We start from the raw sequence: 21,830 nt of genomic DNA, 5'->3' as shown, positions 1-21,830 counted from the left end.
GGTGTTTTATCTTCTTCCATTTCCAAAGTGACCACCGCTGCCACCAGCATTACCACCTCCACCGAAACTCCGGCCGCCTCCACCAAAACTTCTACCACCGTTCATCGGTGTATAACTACGGATAGGCGTATTATTGTCATAGCTACGCGAACCGACATAACGTCCGAAATTATTGTCTTCCTGTCTATTCCAGCGTGTATTATCATTACGCGAACCAAATGAACGAGATCGATTACCATTTCCGAACGTGAAGTCACGTCTTCCCTCAATGCGCGGACTTACGCCCCCAGAGTGATTACGCGTACCGGTTATGCCACGATAAACCGTATAGCCACCATAATAATAAGGATAACTCCATCCCCAATCATAGTAATAGGGATATCTCCATCTATATCCGTAATAGCCATAATACCAAGGATCAAACCAAGGATCAGCCCATCCTGCATAACCGTAATAACGATAATACCAAGGATTATACCATCCCCAACGTGCCGACCAATAAGCTCCATAGCCCCAATGACCGTAGAACCAGGGATCATACCAACCATAATAATCATCAAAACGGCTCATTCTACGGCAATACGCATAATCATCCTCATAATTATAAATCGCATCCGAATAAATAGCACGACCACTATCATAATCAACTATATCGTCAGAGAGAGAATCAGACTCTATCCTCCCATAACGATTTCTGAATTTACCACGATGATTATATTCATCAATATTCCGATTACTTCCGATATAATAAGTAGGTTTTCCTGTTCGATCAGCAATCGAATGATTTGTCTCAACCACCTTTTTCGGTACGAAATAGAGGTCGTCATCCTGTGCCATCATTGTGAAAGACGGCATTGACAACAGGACTAAGGTTAAAAATAACTTATTCATTTATACACTCCTTTCTATCTGTTTTTAATATTTACAGCAAAAATAGAACCTATTTCCTATGCAAAAATAAGGAAAAACCCTAAATAAGGATAGGTTTTCTCCTATTTTTTATATATTTGCATCGCTTTTTTAACGTATCAACCCAATTTGTGACAAAATATCACCGACAAGACACAAACAATAGACAGATGAAATATTCAGTAGCAAATTTTAAGATCACCTGTACAGAAGAACTAATGCAGATAGCGCAAGACTTACTCGCAGATGCAGCAGGGGAAGCAGGATTTGAATCATTTGAAGAGATAACCGACGGATTGAAAGGTTATATCCAACAAAATATGTATGATTACAAAGCTTTAGATGCGAAACTGAAAACATTCCCAATTCCCAATGTCCAAATCAGTTATACCATTCAAGAAATAGAAGACCGTAATTGGAATGAGCGATGGGAATCCACAGGTTTCACTCCTATCGATATCGCAAATAAAGTGACTATATATGATGCTGCACACTATTCCTCTGATGTTGCACACACAGATATCGCTATCGGAATCGATGTGCGACAAGCATTTGGCACCGGAACTCATCAAACAACACGGTTAGTCATCTCAGCTCTTTTAGACAATAATATCTCCGGTAAACGAGTTTTGGATTGTGGATGCGGAAGCGGGATACTGAGTATCGCAGCCTCTAAACTGGGTGCCGATGAGATATGGGCTTATGATATTGATGAATGGTGCATTAAAAACACCCGACATAACACCGTTCTTAACAACATCGACAATATCAACATACAGGCAGGAGATGTACGCATATTGACAAATATAAATAAGAGTTTTGGTATTATAATGGCTAATATCAATCGCAACATTCTTCTCAATGATATGTCTGCTTTCGTACAAGTAATGGAAAAAGACGGCATATTGATATTAAGCGGCTTTTATGAGATCGATGCCGTTGTCATATTGAAACGAGCTTCAGAACTCGGACTTATTGAAACCAGAAGGCATAAAGAAGATGAATGGATTTGTCTCACATTACGACTGTCAAGAATTTGAGATAACAGCCTGACCGGATAGGGTATATTTATTACAATCTTTTCTTTCATATCTCAAATTTTATCACTACTTTTGCCAATGAAAATCATTATGATATGGACGAAAAAATTCGAATCAAAGACATTGCAGAAAGGGCCGGTGTCTCTGTCGGAACCGTAGACCGTGTACTGCATAAACGACCGAATGTGTCGCAAAAAGCACGTGAAAAGGTAGAGAAAGCCTTGGCAGAGATGGATTATCAGCCCAATATGTATGCCAGTGCACTGGCTTATAACAAGGCTTATACATTCTATCTGTTGATGCCGAAGCACGAATCCGAAGCCTATTGGGAAGAAATTGAGGAGGGAGCAATGAAGGCTTGTGAACTGATGCGCGATTTCCAAATCAACGTGAAGATTATGTACTACAAACGATTCGACACTCCTTCATTTATTAAGAAATATACTGAATGTCTCGACTCCGCCCCCGATGGCGTAATTATCGTACCTGCCGAACTTGAAACAACACGCCAATTCACTGATAAACTGCACCAACACAATATCCCTTTTGTGTTGCTTGACTCGAATATGCCCGATTTGCGGCCTCTCTCTTTTTATGGACAAGACTCTTTCAGCAGCGGTTCATTTGCAGCAAAAGTTCTGATGCTCGTTGCATCCAACGAACAGGAGATTATGCTGATGAAGCAAATGAAAGACGGAAAAGTAGTCAGCAAGCAACAGGAAAACCGCGAAGTAGGATTCAGACATTATATGCATGACCACTTCCCGCATATAAAAATTACCGAACTTAATTTGCCTTTGGAATACGAACGCAAGAATTATGATGAGATATTAGAAGATTTCTTCACAGCTCATCCGCAGTTGCATCACTGCATTACGCTTAACTCCAAGGCCCATATTGTGGGCTCATTTCTTCTGCATACCAATCGACGCGATGTACAAATAATGGGTTATGATATGGTGGGTAAGAATGTGGAGTGCCTCAAACAAGGTAGTATCTCTTTCCTGATTGCTCAGCATGCTTATATGCAAGGCTATTCGTGCGTGGATACTTTGTTTCGGGCCATCGTGCTCAAAAAAGAAGTCGAGCCAGTGAATTATATGCCGATAGAGTTGCTTCTCAAAGAAAACGTGGACTTTTATCGACGCACCCAATTATAAACAACAATGAGCGACAAATTTAAGATAAATGCTTTCATTATAGCTCTCGCAACCATCTCCATCTTAATGATTCATCGCATCGCCAACGCTCAGATCCAGGCTCAGATACAAATCTCAGAGGTGGAATATATCACAATCCAACCTGATATTATGGTGTTCATCACGGCACTATGCGTGATGAATGTGATGTCGGTGTTAACTACAGAATTGGCCAAAATCAATCCTATTAAGATGTTGCCTTATCTTTATTACCCAATGGCTATCGGCATCGCAGCTCTGCTTTCCATTCTTTTGCATCATCCCAAACACTATTCTTAAATGCAAAGCAATGAAAACAGACGTCATTAAACGCAACTTCTTTCGACTCATCCGGTCAGGGGCACTCAACGAATTTGAGTCTTTGGAGCCAATGTCAGCATTCAAGTGGAATCAACTGATGCAATATGTCAAGGCCCAAAATGTACTGTCAATTGTCCAAAAAGGTATCAAGAATCATCAGTATGACGAGGGAATGAATGTCCCCCCAATCCTTTTAGCCGACCTGACACAAGCAACTGACACACATCCCACACTTCGCTTGCCCACCGTGATGAGTAATCCCGTACTTAATAAACGTCTGAGAAACATTCAAGAAAATGAACGTCATGAAATCGATGCATCTGTTGAAACGATCGAACTACTCAATATGATCGTCCGCAATGCCTATGCACTCCTTAATCGAGACATCGCACTATGTGCTGTTTTAGAGTTGGGTGTCTTTCTGCGAACTCGTGGTAACAAAGTAGATTTCGTCAAATTAGATCGTTGGTTATTACAGCTACATCTACGCCGAATGGCCCGCTTGGAAGGCAGTTTGCTCATTTCACTTTTCCAATTTGAACAAGCAGAAATCCCGTTTGTGGAAAGACTCGAAGCAGGAGCAACTCGATTAGCACTTCGATCACTTGAAACCTCTGTGGAAATAATAACCGATGAATGGCATTTCAAACAAAGTCGCAGTGGCTTTGTGCAGAATAATCCCGTCACACTCAAACGTAATCTGCGCCGCAGTATCCGCTGCATCCGCTATGCTCCGATAGAAACCGTAAGTAGTTTTATAAGCAATTTCACCCACTCTCTATCAGAGATAGAGGAGTAAAAGTTTAATATTTATGAAAAACCCCATACGGAACTCCAGCATATCTCAGCTTTTTACTACCTTTGCGACTATGAATCGATTCATAGTCATCATATTAAGTCTGCTTTCTTTTATATCGGCAAACGCACAAAACAGCAATGTTCAATGCGAAGATACTTGCTCACATATCCACGGTATTGACCTCAGCCATTATCAAGGCAACGTTTTTTGGGAAATTATCGGAGACAATACCAAAATGGCCTATGTTTATCTCAAAGCAACCGAAGGAGGTGATAACCGCGATGATAAATATGTACGCAATATCGAACTCGCCCATCAATACGGACTCAAAGTGGGTTCCTATCATTTTTATCGACCTAAAATCGAGCAACAGAAACAGTTAGAAAACTTTATGACACAATGTCTGCCCGGTGACCAGGATCTTATTCCAATGATCGATATTGAGACTACAAGTGGGCTCAGAACCGACGAGTTTTGTGACTCTTTATTCAAATTCATCGATCTGGTAGAGAAAGCTTACAAACAGAAACCCTTACTTTATACTTTTACTAATTTCTATAACCGCTATTTAATAGGTAAGATCAACGATTATAAACTGATGATTGCACAATATACGCAACGAGAACCCGTATTGAGAGACGGACGCGATTTCGAAATGTGGCAATACACAGGAAAGGGTCAAATCAATGGCATTAACGGCTATGTAGATAAAAGCCGCTTTATGAGCAACCACAAATTACGAGAAATCCGGTTTCGACATCGATGACCGAAAACGAGAGAAAGAATCAGAACTAACGAATCATTAAGAATATGGCAATTATTAAATGCCCTGAATGTGGGCACCAAGTGAGTGATAAAGCACCCGTATGCCTTTCGTGCGGAGTGGAGATAGCCGGTAAGATAATCAAATGTCCACAATGCGGCGAGGCGTATTTCAAAGATTTGGAAATATGCCCCAACTGTCACCACTCTACGTTCGGCCCCAGCGTTACACCACGTGCTGAGGAGATCTCTTATGTTCCTGAGCAGCAAGACATTAGGGAACAGCCCGATGAAAGGCCGTTAAACGCATCGCAAAAGACCGCTAATGAGCCACCGATTAACAGTCAATCACTTCACGAAAAACCGTTAATGGATCAGCCACGAAAAAAAGGACACGCAACCCTTATCGTTTCTTTCATTTTAGCTCTAATTGTATGTGCTGTTTGTTTCTATTTTTACAGTGATGCAAAAAGCGGTAAGGAGCGCGAAGCTTACGACTATGCAATTGTCAGCAATGACCCTGTGGTGTTGCAAAGTTATCTTGATACTTATAAAGATGCGCCCGACGCACATCGGGACTCTATCCAAGCCCATCTGCAAAGAATTCAACAGCTTGATCAAAACTGGACCAATGCCATCGTGAGCGGATCTAAAAGTGATCTCGAAGACTATCTTGCAAAACACCCGGATAGTCCCCATAAAACCGAGGCCATACATAAAATCGACTCTATCGACTGGCTGCAAGCTAAAGCCGAGAATACTCAAACTTCTTACAATAGCTATTTACAAGAACACACTGACGGCGATCACGTGGACGAAGCCAATGATGCATTGAAAGCTTTGAAGGCTAAGACAGTACAGCCCGAAGAACAATCAGCTATCAATACGATATTCCGACGTTTCTTTCAAAGTATCAATACCAAAGATGAAGAGAGTTTGACTTCTACCGTCGGCACATTACTTACATCTTTCTTAGGTAAAGCCGATGCCACTAAGAATGATGTTGCCACATTCCTTCAAAAGCTCTACAAGGACGATATTGTAAATATGAACTGGCACATCAACAACGATTACAAGATCAGCAAGAAAGAAGTAGGCAATAACCAATATGAATATACAGTACAGTTTTCTGCTAATCAACAGATCGAACGCACTGATCCGACTAAGGAAAAGGATGCCAAATACCGTATCAAAGCCAAAGTCGGCCCCGACGGAAAGATCTCTGAGTTCAATATGGTGAAGATATTGGAGTAATTAATAACAACACAATACATCCCCACTATCGGCGACTTAGATTTTGAATCTAAGCCGCCGATCCACTATTTATCCATACAAGACGTACCATTTAATATTGTGAACGACAAATAATATCACAGAACAGCGATAAATACTATAACCTTGATTCCGTGAATACCGATTTTCAGACATTTGAAGTGCGATGCCCCATGCATTGATAATTCATCGAACTCACGTTCATTCTACTCCTTTCATCTCGCGCAGAAGAGCTTTTTGTCGCTCATTCAGTGATGTTGGTAGCTGCACATTATATGTAATGATGAGATCACCGAATGTTCCGTCGCCACGGTCATAGCCTTTTCCGCGTACCCGAACTTTTGTACCATTCTGCGTGTTCTCCTTTACCCGCAGTTTGATCTTTGTTCCATTGCTGAGCTGAATAATCATTTCACCACCTAAAAGGGCAGTATAAAGATCAATGTTGACCGTCGCATTCATCTCACCCGAACGCATTCGGCTCCCTCGTTGAGATGTTCCGCCACGACCGGAAGCACCAAACAGATCACGGAAGAAGTCTGAGAAACCACCTCCGCCACGACTGAATCCGCTAAAATCGAACCCCTCAAAGGGCGAATCTCCACTACCTCCGCTCCAATGGTAAGTGCTGCCCGCCCCACCTCCGGCTCGCTCGTAGACTTCAGCATTGCGCCATTGCTCACCATATTGATCGTATTTTCGACGTTTTTCAGGATCGTTAATCACATCAAAAGCTTCGTTCAAGGCCTGGAATTTAGCCTTAGCCTTGGGATCGTCCGGATGTAAATCGGGGTGGAATAACTTTGCCCGTTTAAGGTAAGCCTTACGAACCTCTTTCTGGGGAATATCCCTTTGCACGCCCAAAATTTTGTAATAGTCTATGAATGCCATTGTTTTATCTCTTTATTTTACTAATAATCGGGCAAAAACTGTGCCGCATTTTGTGCGGAAAAGACGTGAGTTTTTCGTATCTTTGCAGGCAAATAGGAGTGAAAGATATGAAAAATCTGATCTTGGCGTCTATCTTGGCGTTCGGTGTTTTACCTTCATCTACAACAATGGCAAAGACTAAAACGGTGCGGTTGCGCGTCATTCAGACCAGTGATGTGCACGGAAGTTTCTTTCCGTACGACTTTATCGGCCGCAAAGAACGCGGTGGTTCGCTGGCTCGGGTCATCACATATGTAGATTCATTGCGCAAGACCTACGGTCGCAACTTGATTCTTTTAGACAACGGCGACATCTTACAAGGCCAACCCACGTGCTATTATTGCAACTTCGTTAAGCCCCAAATGCCCAATGTAGCGGCCTCAGTGATCAACTATATGCGGTATGATGCAGAGACAATAGGCAATCACGACATCGAAACAGGACACCGGGTGTATGACAAATGGATTAGTGAAGTGAAATGTCCGATGCTGGGTGCTAACATCATCGACACGAAGACAGGGCAGCCTTACGTGCATCCGTACACCATTCTCGACCGAGATGGCGTGAAGATAGCTGTTATCGGGATGCTCACTCCGGCTATTCCCAATTGGCTCAATGAGAGTCTGTGGAATGGATTAAGATTTGATGAGATGGTGAAAACAGCCCGATATTGGGTAGATTATTTGCAGAAAAACGAGCATCCCGACGTCATCATCGGTTTGTTTCACTCAGGGAAAGACGGCGGAATCAAAACAGCCAATTATGCCGAAGATGCTTCGCTTGAAGTAGCTAAGCAGGTACCAGGCTTCGACTTGATTCTTTACGGACACGATCACACACGACATCGTGACATAGTAGAAAATATACGGGGGGAGAAAGTGCTGTGTTTAGACCCTTCCTGCAATGCTTATCTCGTGAGCGATGCGATGATCACGATCAAGAAAGACGGCAGGAAAATAGTCAGGAAAGATGTAACAGGCGACCTTGTCGACATCAGCAAGCAAGCCATAGATGCTGACTATATGGCCCATTTCAAGCCTGAGATTGACAGTGTAAATGCCTTTGTGAATCGCAAAATCGGTCATTTCAAACGCTCGATATACACACGCGACTGCTATTTCGGCAGTGCTCCGTTCACAGATTTTATTCACGACTTGCAATTAAGTATCACCAGAGCCGATATTTCATTCAATGCACCCTTGTTGTTCGATACGAGTATCCAGGCAGGCGATGTCCACGTGAGCGATATGTTCAACCTCTACAAATACGAAAATCAAATCTATGTGCTTCAGATGACAGGTAAAGAGATTCGTAAACACTTAGAGATGAGCTACGATCTTTGGTGTAATACGATGACAAGTCCTGATGACCACATCGTGCTGATGAATAATAATGCCAAAGAAGATCAACAAAGATTCGGATTCAAAAATCTTGCTTTCAACTTCGACAGTGCTGCAGGCATTGACTATGAAGTGGATGTTACCAAGTCCAATGGCCATAAAGTACGCATTCTGCGGATGAGCAACGGACAGCCATTCGATGAAAATCGCTGGTATAAAGTAGCCATGAACAGTTATCGAGGTAATGGAGGCGGCGAGCTGTTGACCAAAGGAGCAGGCATACCTCACAACGAGTTGAAGCGCCGTATCATCTTTGAGAGCGAGCGAGATCTGCGTTATTACCTGATGAAAGAGATTGAGAAAATCGGCGTAATGGATCCGAAAGCACACGGAAACTGGCGTTTTGTACCCGACAATTGGGCAAAACCAGCTATCGAACGAGATAAAAACTTGATTTTCGGAAAACCTATCGACCCAAAAGACAGTAAATAAATGAAACGATATTGGTTTGCGTTTTGCCAATCAGATCTTATTCTTGAAAAGGTAACCGACGGCATTTATACCATCCCTTTCAGCGAAGACGCGCCCGCCTTTGTAAAATCTTCTGCAACTGTTCATACCATCACACCATTCAGCGACGGCACAGAAGTGCGGGCTGTGCGTATCGACCAACCCATAACCGACGATCCGCAATATGAGATGTGCGGGCTTCGCGCATCTTATTACAAGCTCAACATCAATCTATACAATAAAGCCGGGAAGTGCCAAGAAATTCTTTATTGGGATCAAAATACGCGCTTTTGCGGTGTATGTGGCGGTCCGATGAAACTCCATACCGATATTTCCAAACGTTGTACTGTATGCGGTAAAGAAGTTTGGCCACACTTAGCAACGGCCGTTATCGTGTTAGTGAGCCGCGGAGATGAAGTTTTACTCGTGCACGCCAAGAATTTTCGAGGCAACTTCTACGGACTTGTTGCAGGCTTTGTAGAGACCGGCGAGACCTTAGAAGAAGCCGTAAGACGAGAAGTAAAAGAAGAAACCGGTCTCGCAATCAAGCATCTTCGCTATTTCGGAAGCCAACCCTGGCCCTATCCCAGCGCGCTGATGGTAGGATTCTTTGCCGAATACGACAGTGGCGACATCCGTCTGCAACGTTCTGAATTGGCTGCGGGCGGATGGTATAAGAAGGACCATCTACCGCAGATTCCGGAAAAATTGAGCATCGCCCGTAAGCTGATCGATCATTGGCTCGACCATTTTAATACAGAAAAATAATGAAAAATCTTTTAGAAAAAGTACTCGGCTTTGATGCCAAGTCAATGAAACTGCGTACCGAACTCATTGCGGGCGCCACCACTTTTCTCACAATGAGCTACATTTTAGCTGTCAATCCTACCATTTTATCAAGTACCGGAATGGATAAAGGGGCACTGTTCACTGCTACGGCATTAGCCTCCGCCATCGCCACTCTATTGTTGGCGTTTATGGCCAAACTACCATTTGCACAAGCGCCGAGTATGGGGCTTAATGCGTTTTTTGCCTACACACTCTGTTTAGCGATGGGTTACACGTGGCAACAAGCATTGGCCATAATGCTGGCCGAGGGTGTAATCTTCATTCTGATCACCTTTTTCAATATCCGTGAACTCATTTTGGAGAGTATTCCTAAGAATATGCGGTTTTCTATTTCAGCTGGAATCGGTATGTTCATCGCCTTTATCGGACTGAAAAATGCTGATATTATCGTAGCCAAAGAAGCCACATTCGTAGGATTAGGTAAATTTACTCCCACCTGCATTCTCGGTATTGTAGCCATTCTGATGAGTGGAATTTTAATGGCTAAAAATGTCAAAGGCTCATTGTTTTACGGCATTATCGTGGCTACTTTGGTCGGAATTCCGCTCGGAGTGACGCAAATCCCAAATGGTTGGATACCCGTTTCAGCTCCGCAAAGCTTGTCACCCATTTTCTGTATGTTCGATTTCAAAGACTTTTTCACCTTACAGACGTTACTCGTAATATTCAGTCTGCTCATCGTTAACGTGTTTGATACGATCGGAACCATCGTAGGCCTCGCTTATAAAACCGGTATTGTGCGGGCTGACGGTAGTATACCACACGTGAAAGAAGCGATGATGAGCGATGCTATCGGTACGACCTGCGGTGCAATGCTCGGTTCGTCAACCATTACGACCTACGTAGAAAGTGCATCAGGAATAGCAGAAGGCGGTCGGTCAGGTGTTACTTCATTTTTCGTCGGACTACTTTTCATCATCGCTTTATTCCTCTCTCCTATCTTCCTGCTCATCCCCAGTGCTGCCACCAGTGGTGCTTTGGTATTAGTAGGTGTGTTGATGATCGACTCGGTCAAGAAGATTGATCTCAGCGATGTGAGCGAAGCATTCCCTGCTTTCATCACAATGATTACGATGGTACTATGTTACAGCATTGCCGACGGTATCTGTCTCGGTATTCTCAGCTATGTCATTGTCAAGCTCTGTACCCTCCAATTCAAGCAGCTCAATCCCACCCTTCTCATCCTCTCTGTATTGTTTATCATCAATTTTATTTTCGGGTAAAATTCAAACATTAGAAAGATTGGAAACGATTAGGTGCTTTTCGCATTATGATTAACGGCTTTTCACCGTGTAACTAACGGTTAAACGGCGGGTAGTTAACCGTTAATCGCAAAGTGAAAAGCATCCAATTGCAGGATTCTTTATATCTTACTGAGAAAAGACAAAAGACTGACAACTTACAATAAGCAGGTTATCAGTCTTTTATCTATATTTCATTCAACTTTATTGATGCTGCTCGCGCAGGAGGTCATTGACTGTTTTCACGGGATTGAAAGTAGACAGAGGAACCTCAACAAAAATCGTATTCCAGTTACTCATCGCACCGTTCCAAAGGCCAGGAAGCTCTAAAGCCTTCAAGTCGCGGCCGTTTTTACTCTTCCGACTGATAAATCCCGTTTGCCGATCTACGTAGTCAGGCAATCGGAAAGGCACTCCGTGATAGTCTTTGACGGCACAAACCAAATCGACAGGATTGAAATGCGTACTCTCAGCAAACATCTTGACATACGCCGAATTAGTCTTATCAATTTGGCTGCTTTCGAGAATCTGCGGACTGACAGAGCCGTCTTGGTTGTAAGTTAAGAATGGACCACCACCCGGTTCACCCACATTCTTGACCACGCCGCATACACGCATCGGGCGATTGAGCTTTGCACGCAGATAGTCGGCCAACTGTTCGTCGGTCAAAGTACGCGCATCGGCTTTGCGACAACATAGTGTTTGCTCCGTAAAAAGCAATATTTCTTCAAGTTGCCGACGTGTAACAGTACCGCTCTCAAGCTGATTCAGATAAGCAAAAGTCTGCTTTTGACACTCGATCAGTATGCCCGCAATGACCTGTTTGTATCTTACGGTTTCATCTTTGAGCCGATCAGGCACCACGTTGTCGATGTTTTTGATGAAGATTACATCTGCATCGATTTCATTCAGATTCTCAATCAGCGCGCCGTGTCCGCCCGGACGGAATACGAGTGATCCGTCATTATCACGGAAAGGCGTGTCATCAAGATTGACGGCAATGGTATCAGTGCTTGGCTTTTGCTCTGAGAAACTGATGTGATAACGCACGCCGAAACGCCGAGAGTAAGTATCCACTTTCTCGGTCACTTTCTGTTCAAATAGTTTCAGGTGGTCGTGACTTACCGTAAAATGTACATTAGCCTCGCCGCCGGACGTTGCATAGAGTGCTGCTTCTACCAAATGCTCTTCCATCGGTGTACGCGGACCGTCTTCGTAGTTGTGAAAAAGGAGCAATCCTTTGGGCAGATTGCCATAATCGAGGCCTTTCGCTTCGAGCAACTCGGCTACAATCTCTTTGTAATTGCCCTCTTCTAACAACGTACAGACATTCTTCTTGACATTCTGTTTACATTGGCCGCACAACTCTTTACGGAATGCAAACTCGCGGATATGTCCCAAAAACTGCTTCTCAAAATCCGTTGTCGGCACATTGTAATCAGCATTCAGGAAAGCGAATAAGTCTTTGAACATTCGGCTGGCAGCACCCGAAGCCGGCACAAACTTGACGATTCGGTGCGTACCCGACTTATATCGATTCCACGCATCGATATATTTCTCACAGTCATCGGTACTCGGCGCCAGAATGCCATTGCCCACAGCAGCAACCGATTCGATCTTCAAAAACGGGAAACCGGCTTTGATTTGCGCGATCTGGTGATTCACCTGTGCTTCCGACATACCGTGAGCGGCAATTTGTTTAAGATCTTTTTCTGTCAGCATAATAAAATGAGTTAATGACACAAAAGTACTTAGTTTTCTTAAAAAAGCAAAGAATTATAGCCTTTTTTTGTACTTTTGCATCAGCTATCTGGCTTTTCCGAAAAGTCGGTCAACTAAAAAGACGTGTTATGGGAGATAGATTTGAATTTACGAACACTGAACGAGAAGAAACCGTCAGAATATGGAAAAAATTGCGGGAGACCATCGGCAACACATTGAAAACAGGCGACGAGCAAACCCTGTGCAGGCATATCGGGAAGGCTGTTCACAACCATCAGATTCAGAGAGATGTTTTCGGACTCAACCCCATCATACTTTCCTTACAGACGGCAGAAGTGGCCGTCGATGAGATCGGGCTGAAACGCGACGGTGTTTTAGCCATTTTGCTTTATGAAAACGTGGTTAACGGATTTGCCGACGAGAGCGAAATCACGAACCTGTTCGGCACAAGCGTAGGACAAATCATTCACGGTCTTGTCAAGATTCACGGTCTGTACAAGAAGAATCCCATCATAGAGAGCGAGAATTTCCGCAACCTACTCATTTCGTTTGCAGAAGATATGCGCGTTATTCTCATTATGATTGCCGACCGTGTAGTGCTGATGCGGCAGATCAGAGACACCGACAACCACGATGCTCGGCGCGAAGTGAGCGAGGAATCGTCTTATCTTTACGCACCGTTAGCTCACAAACTGGGCCTATACAAGCTGAAAAGTGAATTGGAAGACCTCAGTTTAAAGTATCTCGAACACGACGCCTACTATCTCATCAAAGACAAACTCAACGCCACAAAGCGTTCACGCGATACTTACATCGAGCGTTTTATCGGCCCAATTCAAGAGCGGTTAGAGGCCGCAGGACTACACTTTCAAATGAAGGGTCGTACCAAAAGTATCCACTCGATATGGCAGAAGATGAAGAAACAAAAATGCGGTTTCGAAGGGATTTACGACCTTTTCGCCATCCGAATCATCTTAGACTCACCCTTGGAAAAGGAAAAAATGCAATGCTGGCAGACCTACTCGATCGTTACGGATATGTATCAGCCCAATCCGAAACGTCTTCGCGACTGGCTGTCTGTGCCCAAATCGAACGGCTATGAGAGTCTGCACATCACCGTGTTAGGCCCCGACAACAAGTGGGTAGAAGTGCAAATCCGAACCAAACGGATGGACGAAGTGGCTGAACACGGCCTTGCCGCACATTGGCGTTACAAAGGAATCAAGAGCGAAGGAAATATCGACGAGTGGCTGGCCAACATTCGGTCAGCTCTCGAAAGCAACGATGACTTGCAGTTGATGGACCAGTTCAAAATGGATCTTTACGAAGACGAGGTGTATGTTTTCACACCGAAAGGCGACCTGTTCAAGTTTCCCAAGGGCGCGACCATTCTCGATTTCGCCTACCATATCCACTCGGGCGTAGGCAGTTGTTGCGTCGGCGGCAAAATCAACGGCAGAAATGTACCTATCCGCCATCCGCTACACTCGGGCGACACCGTAGAAATCCTTACGCAGACCAACCAGAAACCCAATCCCAACTGGCTGAATATTGCCAAGACAAGCAGAGCCAAGGCAAAGATACGTTTGGCGCTGAAAGAAACGCAGGCCAAAGATGGTCTCTACGCGAAAGAGCTACTCGGGCGACGTTTCAAGAACCGAAAGATCGAACTTGAAGAGGCCCTCCTCTACCATACCATCAAGAAGATGGGATTCAAAGAAGTGTCCGATTTCTACCGACAGGTGGCCGAGGAGAAACTGAATCTCAATGAAATCATCGACAAATACGTCGAAGTGCGCAACCATGAGCTGAATATCAACTCACCCAAGACAGCCCAAAGCGCAGAAACGTTCAGCTTTGAAAACCTCGGCGAAGGTTCTACCAACGGCACGGATGACGTGCTGGTTATCGACCGAAATCTGAAAGGCTTAGACTACTCGCTGGCCAAATGCTGCCACCCGATATACGGCGACCAAGTATTCGGATTCGTAACCGTCAACGGAGGCATCAAGATTCACCGAACCGATTGCCCCAATGCACCCGAACTGCGGCGGCGTTTCGGTTACCGAATCGTAAAAGCACGCTGGAGCGGCAAGGGGTCATCGCAATACAGCATCACGCTCAACGTCATCGGAAACGACGACATCGGCATTGTCAACAACATCACAAGCATCATCGCCAAAGAAGAAAAGACCGTGTTGCGGAGCATCAACATCGATTCTCACGACGGTCTATTCCGCGGAAATTTAGTCGTCCGGCTTGACGATGTAAGCAAGTTAGAGGCTCTGTTGAAGAAACTCCGTGTGGTCAAAGGGGTCAAACAAATCAGCAGGATATAACCTCTTTTTAGCAATAAAGGAGGAAGGAGGTGAGTCATAAGAAAAAAGAATTGTGGTAGAAATCTCGCCAAACATCGTTTAAAATACTCTCGAATATTACTAAAAAGACAGCCGAACGCCTTGCAATGAACTGTTTATTGCAAGGCGTTCGGCCATTAACCACAACCATTTTCTCAAAAATCTATCCCTTTTTCACAGAATTTCTATATCCTTTTTTCTAAAACCCTATACCAGGCCTACTACACTATTACTAATAACTATACATAAGAAGAGGTAATGTCAACTATGTATTGTTAGGACCTACAAAAGAGGGGACAATCTGTAAAGACTGCCCCCTTCTTCCATTCATAATTATTTTATTCTTTTACATCATTCCACCCATACCCGGTTGAGCCATCGGCATTGTCGGCTTCTCTTCGGGTTTGTCTACAATGACACCTTCCGTTGTGAGGAACATACCTGCAATAGAAGCTGCATTTTCAAGTGCAACGCGTGCCACTTTGGCCGGATCGATAACACCAGCTTTGTGCATATCCTCATACACATCAGTGCGGGCATTATAACCGTAATCACCCTTTCCCTCGCGAACTTTCTGTACAACGACAGCGCCTTCACCTCCTGCGTTGACCACAATCTGACGGAGGGGCTCCTCAATGGCACGTTCTACGATATTGATACCGGTCTGCTCGTCGGCGTTATCGCCTTTCAAGTCCTTCAATGCATCCAATGCGCGGATATACGTAGTACCGCCTCCAGCAACAACACCTTCTTCAATGGCTGCACGAGTAGCACAGAGTGCATCGTCAACACGGTCTTTCTTTTCTTTCATTTCGACCTCACTGTTAGCACCTACGTAGAGAACAGCTACACCGCCAGCCAATTTGGCAAGACGCTCTTGCAGTTTCTCTTTGTCGTAAGAGCTTGTGGTATTAGCAATCTCATTTTTAATCTGAGCCACACGATCGGTAATGTTCTTCTTGTCACCAGCTCCGTTAACGATGGTAGTATTATCCTTGGAAACCGTAACCTTGTCAGCCGTACCCATCATTTCGAGAGTTGCTTGTTCGAGTTTCAACCCTTTCTCTTCACTGATGACAACACCACCGGTCAGTACGGCAATATCTTCGAGCATAGCTTTACGTCGATCGCCGAAGCCTGGTGCCTTAACAGCACAGATCTTCAAGCCGCCACGCAAGCGATTGACAACCAACGTGGTCAGTGCTTCAGAATCGACATCCTCAGCGATAACAAGCAACGGACGCCCACTCTCAGCTGCCGGCTGAAGAATCGGCAAGAAATCTTTAAGATTGCTGATCTTCTTGTCATAGATGAGAATATAGGGATTCTCCATCACACACTCCATCTTGTCGGCATCCGTAACGAAATAGCCGGACAAGTAACCGCGATCAAACTGCATTCCTTCTACAACACCGATATTCGTTTCACGGCTCTTGCTTTCTTCAATCGTAATAACGCCATCCTTAGAAACCTTGCGCAGCGCGTCAGCCAGCAATTTACCTATTTCAGGATCGTTATTAGCACTCACCGTAGCAACCTGTTCTATTTTCTCGTAATTATCGTCTACCTTCTCAGCTTTGCTCTTAATGAACTCGACAATAGCATTGACAGCTTTGTCGATACCACGTTTCAAATCCATCGGATTAGCTCCCGCAGTAACGTTTTTCAAACCTTCTGTCACGATAGCCTGCGCTAATATAGTAGCCGTTGTTGTTCCGTCGCCAGCATCATCTCCAGTTTTGCTAGCTACACTTTTAACAAGTTGTGCACCAGTATTTTCAAAACGATCTTCCAACTCGATCTCCTTAGCAACAGTTACACCATCTTTAGTGATCTGTGGAGCACCGAATTTCTTTTCAATAACAACGTTACGCCCTTTTGGTCCTAATGTAACCTTAACAGCATTGGCCAACTGATCCACGCCCTGCTTCATCAAATCGCGGGCTTCTATGTTAAATTTAATTTCTTTTGCCATAATAATTTATTTGAATGATTGAAATTAAACAATTACTTATCTAATACTGCCAGCACGTCGCTTTGACGCATAATCAAATATTTCTCACCTTCAAACTCAAGCTCGGTACCTGAATATTTGCCGTAAAGTACATTGTCGCCAGCTTTCAATACCATTTCTTCATCTTTCGTTCCGTTACCTACGGCGATGATCTTGCCGTGTAATGGTTTTTCCTTTGCCGTGTCGGGAATAATGATTCCACCAACTTTCTCTTCCGCAGTAGCAGGTTGTACAAGCACTCTGTCTGCTAATGGTTTAATGTTCATAATCCTGTTATATTTTAATTGTTTAAATGTTATCTCATTGAGAATTACTTCTTACTCTGCCAAAATCGTGCCAAAGACTACTCAGTGACAGTTTTGGCACGATAGCACTGACATATATGTCATTCTTTATTCTATGCAATGGAGATCTACAAATCCACCGCGTTTCTTACGCTCTGCAATCAGTCGTTCCAATTTGTGCCTACGATCGGGAGCAATCCAACGACGAGCGAAAATATTGGGAATGGCTACACCGATAGCAATACACAATATCAGCAGTGACGCACGAATAGCATTGTGCGTGGCAATGGTAACTTCGCCCACCACACCGTGCATCTCGATAATGGCGAAAAGAGCACGATACATCAGCACCCCTGGCACCATTGGGATAACGCTCGGAATGGAGATACAATGGTGTGGAGTATGAAATACGTGCACCAATTTAATGGTAATAATACTAATGAGCGATGACCCGATGAGCGAACCGAGCACAGGTCCCCAATCAAGTCCTATATTATTATTGCTGGGCCCTAAGTTGACAAAGTTCCGCGAACACACAGCAATAATACCACCGATGGCTACCACCCACAATAAACGCTTCGGAAGGTTGAATATCATAGAGAATCCCATTGCCGAAATAGCCGCAGCAATAGCATACTCTATATAAGAATGATGAGGTATCATCGGCAAATCTTTCACGAAATTGTCGATTCCGCAGATCTTAATAGCAAGTGCGATACCGAACGCCATTGCTGCAACCATCAGTAGTGTGTTCACCGCCCGTACAATTCCCACTTCGATATTGTTGTCCAACATATCACTGACGAAATTAATCAACGGTACACCGGGCACGATAAACAGCGCACAGGCCATTAATGGATGCCACGGTGTGGCAGAATGGGTGAAAGGTATCAGCCAAGTGGGTAATAAAGACTCGATGACGGGCATCGAAATAAAGGCCGTTAAAAAAGCCAATAATGTGGAGAGAAATGCAGCAAAAGCAATATTGGCATAGCCATTGGAGCCGATTTCATTGAGCTTTGTGCGAAGTCTGAATCCAAGAATAGCAGCAACAGAAGCATAGAGAAATGCTGGCCAATCACAACCAAATTGAATGCAGAATCCACCACAGGCAAACCCTGCTCCAATAGCTACCTGCCAAGGAGTATAGTTCCGTTTTCGTGAGCCTATTTCTTCCAAAGCAACTTCGTATTGCTCAAGTGAATAATCTTCACTGATGGCTCGCCAAGACAGTCGACTGACAGCAGAGATCGCTTCCATATTGATACCGTGCTTGTCACAACGTTGAAACTTCGAGAATGAATGTTCTTCATCGCTCAAATTCACCATCAACATATTGTAATTAATGTGTATATGCAGAACGTCTTCGGGCAAACCGAGATACGCTGCAGTGCGTTTCATATTGCGCATAATGCGACTTGTGTCGGCCGAACTCTCCACCAAGATCTTTCCTGTACGCAGAAGCAAGTCGAGTTTTCTGCGTAGGAGACATTCGGAATAACCTTTAATTTTCTCCATTTTTATCTTATCAAAATCTCTGTAAGTCTTTTTCAGCTGCAAAGGTAGTACAAAAACTTGAAGAAAACAGGCAAAGACAAGGATATTTGGCGATTTTTCCACGCACTTTACTTGGTATCTGTAAATAAATCTGTACTTTTGCAGTCGAATAACACTACTATTATTATGGAATGGTTAATTAACCTCTTTACAACAACTGACTCTGTGGCGCATATCGCGCTGCTCTACTCTATCGTTATTGCATGTGGAGTCTACCTGGGAAAAATTAAAGTCGGAGGAATTTCTCTCGGTGTAACATTCGTCCTTTTTGCCGGAATCGTGGCAGGACATGTGGGCTTTACAGCTCCCACCAACATTCTGACGTTCATTCAAGACTTCGGACTCATCCTCTTTGTCTTCTGTATCGGACTTCAAGTCGGCCCCGGATTCTTCGAGAGTTTTCGTAAAGGCGGAATTACGCTCAATCTTCTTTCCACAGCACTCATCGTGCTCAACATCGGCGTTATGTTCGGATGTTATTATTTGTTCTTCGATACCAACGATAAGAATAACCTCCCGATGATGGTCGGAACACTTTATGGTGCTGTGACAAACACACCGGGTCTTGGTGCCGCCAAGGAAGCTCTTACCAGTGTTTTTGCACAAGGATCTGTGCCAGAAATCGCTTCCGGATACGCTTGCGCTTATCCTTTAGGTGTGTTGGGTATCATTGGTGCCACCATTGCTGTGCGTTATATCTGTCGTGTAAATCTCAGTGATGAAGAGAAAGAACTTGATGTGCAGGAAGCTGATAACCCGCACGCCAAGCCGCATATTATGCATCTCAAAGTGAGCAATGCCTATATGGCAGGCCGTACATTGGAACAGATTTCCGAATTCTTAAATCGCGACTTCGTGTGTACACGCCTTTTGCATGATGGCGAAGTTTCAATTCCACTGCAAGAGACTGTACTCGAACTCGGTGATGAGGTGCTCATTGTCTGTGCTACGGCCGATGCCGAAGCCATCCAGGCCTTTATCGGTCCGCTAATTGATGCCGAATGGACCGCCGAAGACAAGGCACAACCGATGGTTTCACGTCGAATTGTTGTTACCAAACCATCAATGAACGGAAAAACATTGGGTAAAATCCATTTCAACAGCGTCTATGGTGTTAACATCACACGTATCACACGCCAAGGAATCGACCTTTTTGCCAGTCGTGATCACCGTTTCAACGTGGGCGATCGCGTGATGGTTGTTGGTCCCGAAGATAATGTCAACCGTGTAGCTGATATGATGGGTAACTCTGTGAAGCGACTTGATGCCCCCAATATTGCTACTATCTTTATCGGCATTATCATCGGAATCCTATTCGGGAGTATTCCCATTGCTATTCCCGGAATGCCCGCACCTTTGAAACTCGGTATTGCTGGTGGTCCGTTAATTATCGCTATTCTTGTCGGTAGATTCGGTTACAGGATGAAACTCGTTACTTATACCACGACCTCTGCCAATATGATGCTGCGTGAAATCGGCCTTGTGCTCTTCTTAGCAAGTGTCGGAATCAAGGCTGGAGCCAATTTCTGGCAAACCGTTATCGAAGGAGATGGACTGAAATACGTTTACACCGGTGTGTTGATCACAATCATTCCGATTCTGATTATCGGCACGATTGCCCGCCTGAAATACAAATTCAACTATTTCACTATTATGGGAATGCTAGCCGGAACGTGTACCGATCCACCTGCATTAGCTTATGCCAATCAGGCTTGTTCCAAAGAAGCACCGGCCATCGGTTACTCAACGGTCTATCCACTCAGTATGTTCCTGAGAATCTTTACAGCCCAATTGATCGTGCTTTTTTGTTGTGGATGATGTTCTGAAATTCAGGAGTTAAAGAATAAAGGAGTTAAACCATTGATTTAGTATTTGGTTTAACTCCTTTATTCTTTAACTTCCAGACTTCTTAAACAAGAAATAACAATTTGTTTTCTTAATGATTAGTTATTTGCATCGTCATTTTTCCTGTGTAAGAAATGATAACTTCAATCAAATAGCTACTGGGATTATCGGGCATACAGATAGAAGTATTGTAATGAAGACCGACTACATCGACGTACGTTAATTGCATATCGCTCAATATGCTTTGGTTCAAGAAGTCGGCAGGGACTTTATTTTGGAAATCATTCTTATGGAAGTCGCGTGAGAAAAGTTTTTGTGCACCCTTAAAAATACTGATGTGTATGATATTATCGTGATAAACATTGTCCACCTCTACACCCTCATCGTTATACGAAGTTTTAACAACCTTGAATGTGGTCGGGTTTACTTGTACATAGCTATGATATCGTTGCCCCTCAAAAGTGACTACAGTATCGCGCTTGATCAGCCGATTTTGATTCAAAGCTTGCGGTCTCCGGATGTCAAAAGCCATTAAATCGGCTTTGTCATTACTCAATGTCAGTCTGACAGTTTCACCGTTTTGATTCTTAAAAATGAATAGATGCGGTTTGAGCTTCACAATTAAATATTTCACGTTGTTAGCTCCGTGAAGTACCAACGTATCGCCAAACACCTGAAAAGAAACGGGCTGACTGGTGGTGTCGGGATAGAAAATAGAATCGCCTTTGGCACGAAAGGCCACGTCTTCTTCGTCTTCGTTCACCCAGATTCCTTGTAACATCTGTTTTGCTTTGAGGTCTTCTGCGAGGGAAGAATCCAACTTTGCGTCTCGACTCTTACACGAGCCAAACAGCAACAAGCAAGCAAATACGATGACAAGATAATTTGTTTGTTTCATTA

At 43.9% G+C, this 21,830-nt stretch carries 18 protein-coding genes; 11 read left to right on the top strand and 7 right to left on the bottom strand.

All coding sequences use genetic code 11. The features are described 5' to 3' along the window. Nucleotides 1-6: 6 nt before the first annotated feature. Entirely contained in the window at nt 7-891 is an 885-nt protein-coding gene (locus tag RWY97_RS02025) for a hypothetical protein (RefSeq protein WP_315565220.1), read from the bottom strand. A gap of 188 nt (nt 892-1,079) precedes the next feature. Here RWY97_RS02025 and prmA point away from each other — a divergent pair, with 188 nt between their 5' ends. The 6 genes from prmA (at nt 1,080) to RWY97_RS01995 (ending at nt 6,263) form a co-directional block, all read left to right on the top strand. Beyond that, complete coding sequence (gene prmA, locus RWY97_RS02020; RefSeq protein WP_021584393.1) at nt 1,080-1,949, top strand: 50S ribosomal protein L11 methyltransferase; 870 nt, start codon at nt 1,080-1,082, stop codon at nt 1,947-1,949. Nucleotides 1,950-2,044: 95 nt separating this feature from the next. Next, on the top strand, nt 2,045-3,109 hold the full coding sequence (locus RWY97_RS02015; RefSeq protein WP_021584357.1) for a LacI family DNA-binding transcriptional regulator: 1,065 nt from the start codon (nt 2,045-2,047) through the stop codon (nt 3,107-3,109). A 6-nt stretch (nt 3,110-3,115) separates the two neighbouring features. Beyond that, nucleotides 3,116-3,427 (top strand): hypothetical protein, encoded by a 312-nt coding sequence (locus RWY97_RS02010; RefSeq protein ID WP_315565218.1) that lies wholly within the window; start codon nt 3,116-3,118, stop codon nt 3,425-3,427. Nucleotides 3,428-3,437: 10 nt separating this feature from the next. Further along, entirely contained in the window at nt 3,438-4,247 is an 810-nt protein-coding gene (locus RWY97_RS02005) for a hypothetical protein (RefSeq protein ID WP_314079939.1), read from the top strand. A 70-nt stretch (nt 4,248-4,317) separates the two neighbouring features. Next, a complete protein-coding gene (locus tag RWY97_RS02000) occupies nt 4,318-5,013 on the top strand; it encodes a glycoside hydrolase family 25 protein (RefSeq protein WP_315565216.1) in 696 nt (231 codons plus the stop codon). Nucleotides 5,014-5,057: 44 nt separating this feature from the next. Beyond that, on the top strand, nt 5,058-6,263 hold the full coding sequence (locus tag RWY97_RS01995) for a zinc ribbon domain-containing protein (protein ID WP_315565214.1): 1,206 nt from the start codon (nt 5,058-5,060) through the stop codon (nt 6,261-6,263). Nucleotides 6,264-6,482: 219 nt separating this feature from the next. Here the strand turns inward: RWY97_RS01995 and RWY97_RS01990 are convergent, their stop codons facing one another. Further along, nucleotides 6,483-7,172 (bottom strand): DnaJ domain-containing protein, encoded by a 690-nt coding sequence (locus tag RWY97_RS01990; RefSeq protein WP_021584396.1) that lies wholly within the window; start codon nt 7,170-7,172, stop codon nt 6,483-6,485. A 107-nt stretch (nt 7,173-7,279) separates the two neighbouring features. Here RWY97_RS01990 and RWY97_RS01985 point away from each other — a divergent pair, with 107 nt between their 5' ends. The 3 genes from RWY97_RS01985 to RWY97_RS01975 are packed head-to-tail and all read left to right on the top strand — an operon-like array spanning nt 7,280 to nt 11,133. Beyond that, nucleotides 7,280-9,043, top strand: coding sequence for a bifunctional metallophosphatase/5'-nucleotidase (locus RWY97_RS01985; protein WP_315565213.1), 1,764 nt, complete (start codon nt 7,280-7,282; stop codon nt 9,041-9,043). Further along, nucleotides 9,044-9,829: an NAD(+) diphosphatase gene (gene nudC, locus RWY97_RS01980; protein ID WP_273177376.1), complete on the top strand. Its 786-nt coding sequence runs from the start codon at nt 9,044-9,046 to the stop codon at nt 9,827-9,829. Next, a complete protein-coding gene (locus tag RWY97_RS01975; RefSeq protein WP_024991253.1) occupies nt 9,829-11,133 on the top strand; it encodes an NCS2 family permease in 1,305 nt (434 codons plus the stop codon). Before nudC ends, RWY97_RS01975 begins: the two co-directional genes overlap by 1 nt. A gap of 222 nt (nt 11,134-11,355) precedes the next feature. On the opposite strand, the gene RWY97_RS01970 is transcribed toward RWY97_RS01975, so the two are convergent. Further along, on the bottom strand, nt 11,356-12,873 hold the full coding sequence (locus RWY97_RS01970; protein ID WP_315565211.1) for a DUF4301 family protein: 1,518 nt from the start codon (nt 12,871-12,873) through the stop codon (nt 11,356-11,358). 128 nt (nt 12,874-13,001) lie between these two features. Here RWY97_RS01970 and RWY97_RS01965 point away from each other — a divergent pair, with 128 nt between their 5' ends. Continuing rightward, nucleotides 13,002-15,212 carry a RelA/SpoT family protein gene (locus RWY97_RS01965; protein ID WP_315565210.1) on the top strand — a complete coding sequence of 737 codons (2,211 nt, stop codon included), beginning with the start codon at nt 13,002-13,004 and terminating at the stop codon, nt 15,210-15,212. 364 nt (nt 15,213-15,576) lie between these two features. Here the strand turns inward: RWY97_RS01965 and groL are convergent, their stop codons facing one another. From groL to RWY97_RS01950, 3 genes are all read right to left on the bottom strand, one after another. Then, nucleotides 15,577-17,205: a chaperonin GroEL gene (gene groL, locus RWY97_RS01960; RefSeq protein ID WP_021584408.1), complete on the bottom strand. Its 1,629-nt coding sequence runs from the start codon at nt 17,203-17,205 to the stop codon at nt 15,577-15,579. Nucleotides 17,206-17,237: 32 nt separating this feature from the next. After that, entirely contained in the window at nt 17,238-17,510 is a 273-nt protein-coding gene (locus RWY97_RS01955; RefSeq protein WP_315565207.1) for a co-chaperone GroES, read from the bottom strand. A gap of 126 nt (nt 17,511-17,636) precedes the next feature. Beyond that, entirely contained in the window at nt 17,637-19,046 is a 1,410-nt protein-coding gene (locus tag RWY97_RS01950) for a threonine/serine exporter family protein (RefSeq protein WP_039876722.1), read from the bottom strand. A 165-nt stretch (nt 19,047-19,211) separates the two neighbouring features. Between RWY97_RS01950 and RWY97_RS01945 the strand changes: the two genes are divergently transcribed. Next, complete coding sequence (locus RWY97_RS01945) at nt 19,212-20,903, top strand: putative transporter (RefSeq protein ID WP_315565206.1); 1,692 nt, start codon at nt 19,212-19,214, stop codon at nt 20,901-20,903. A 118-nt stretch (nt 20,904-21,021) separates the two neighbouring features. On the opposite strand, the gene RWY97_RS01940 is transcribed toward RWY97_RS01945, so the two are convergent. Continuing rightward, nucleotides 21,022-21,828, bottom strand: a complete 807-nt coding sequence (locus RWY97_RS01940) for a DUF4738 domain-containing protein (RefSeq protein WP_315565204.1) — start codon at nt 21,826-21,828, stop codon at nt 21,022-21,024. Between the last annotated feature and the right edge of the window lie 2 nt (nt 21,829-21,830).

The organism is Hoylesella pleuritidis, from assembly GCF_963541955.1.
In the GTDB taxonomy this organism is placed as follows: Bacteria; Bacteroidota; Bacteroidia; order Bacteroidales; family Bacteroidaceae; genus Prevotella; species Prevotella pleuritidis.
The sequence above is the reverse complement of the archived record's forward strand: the minus strand, read 5'-3'. Positions and strand labels throughout refer to the sequence as shown.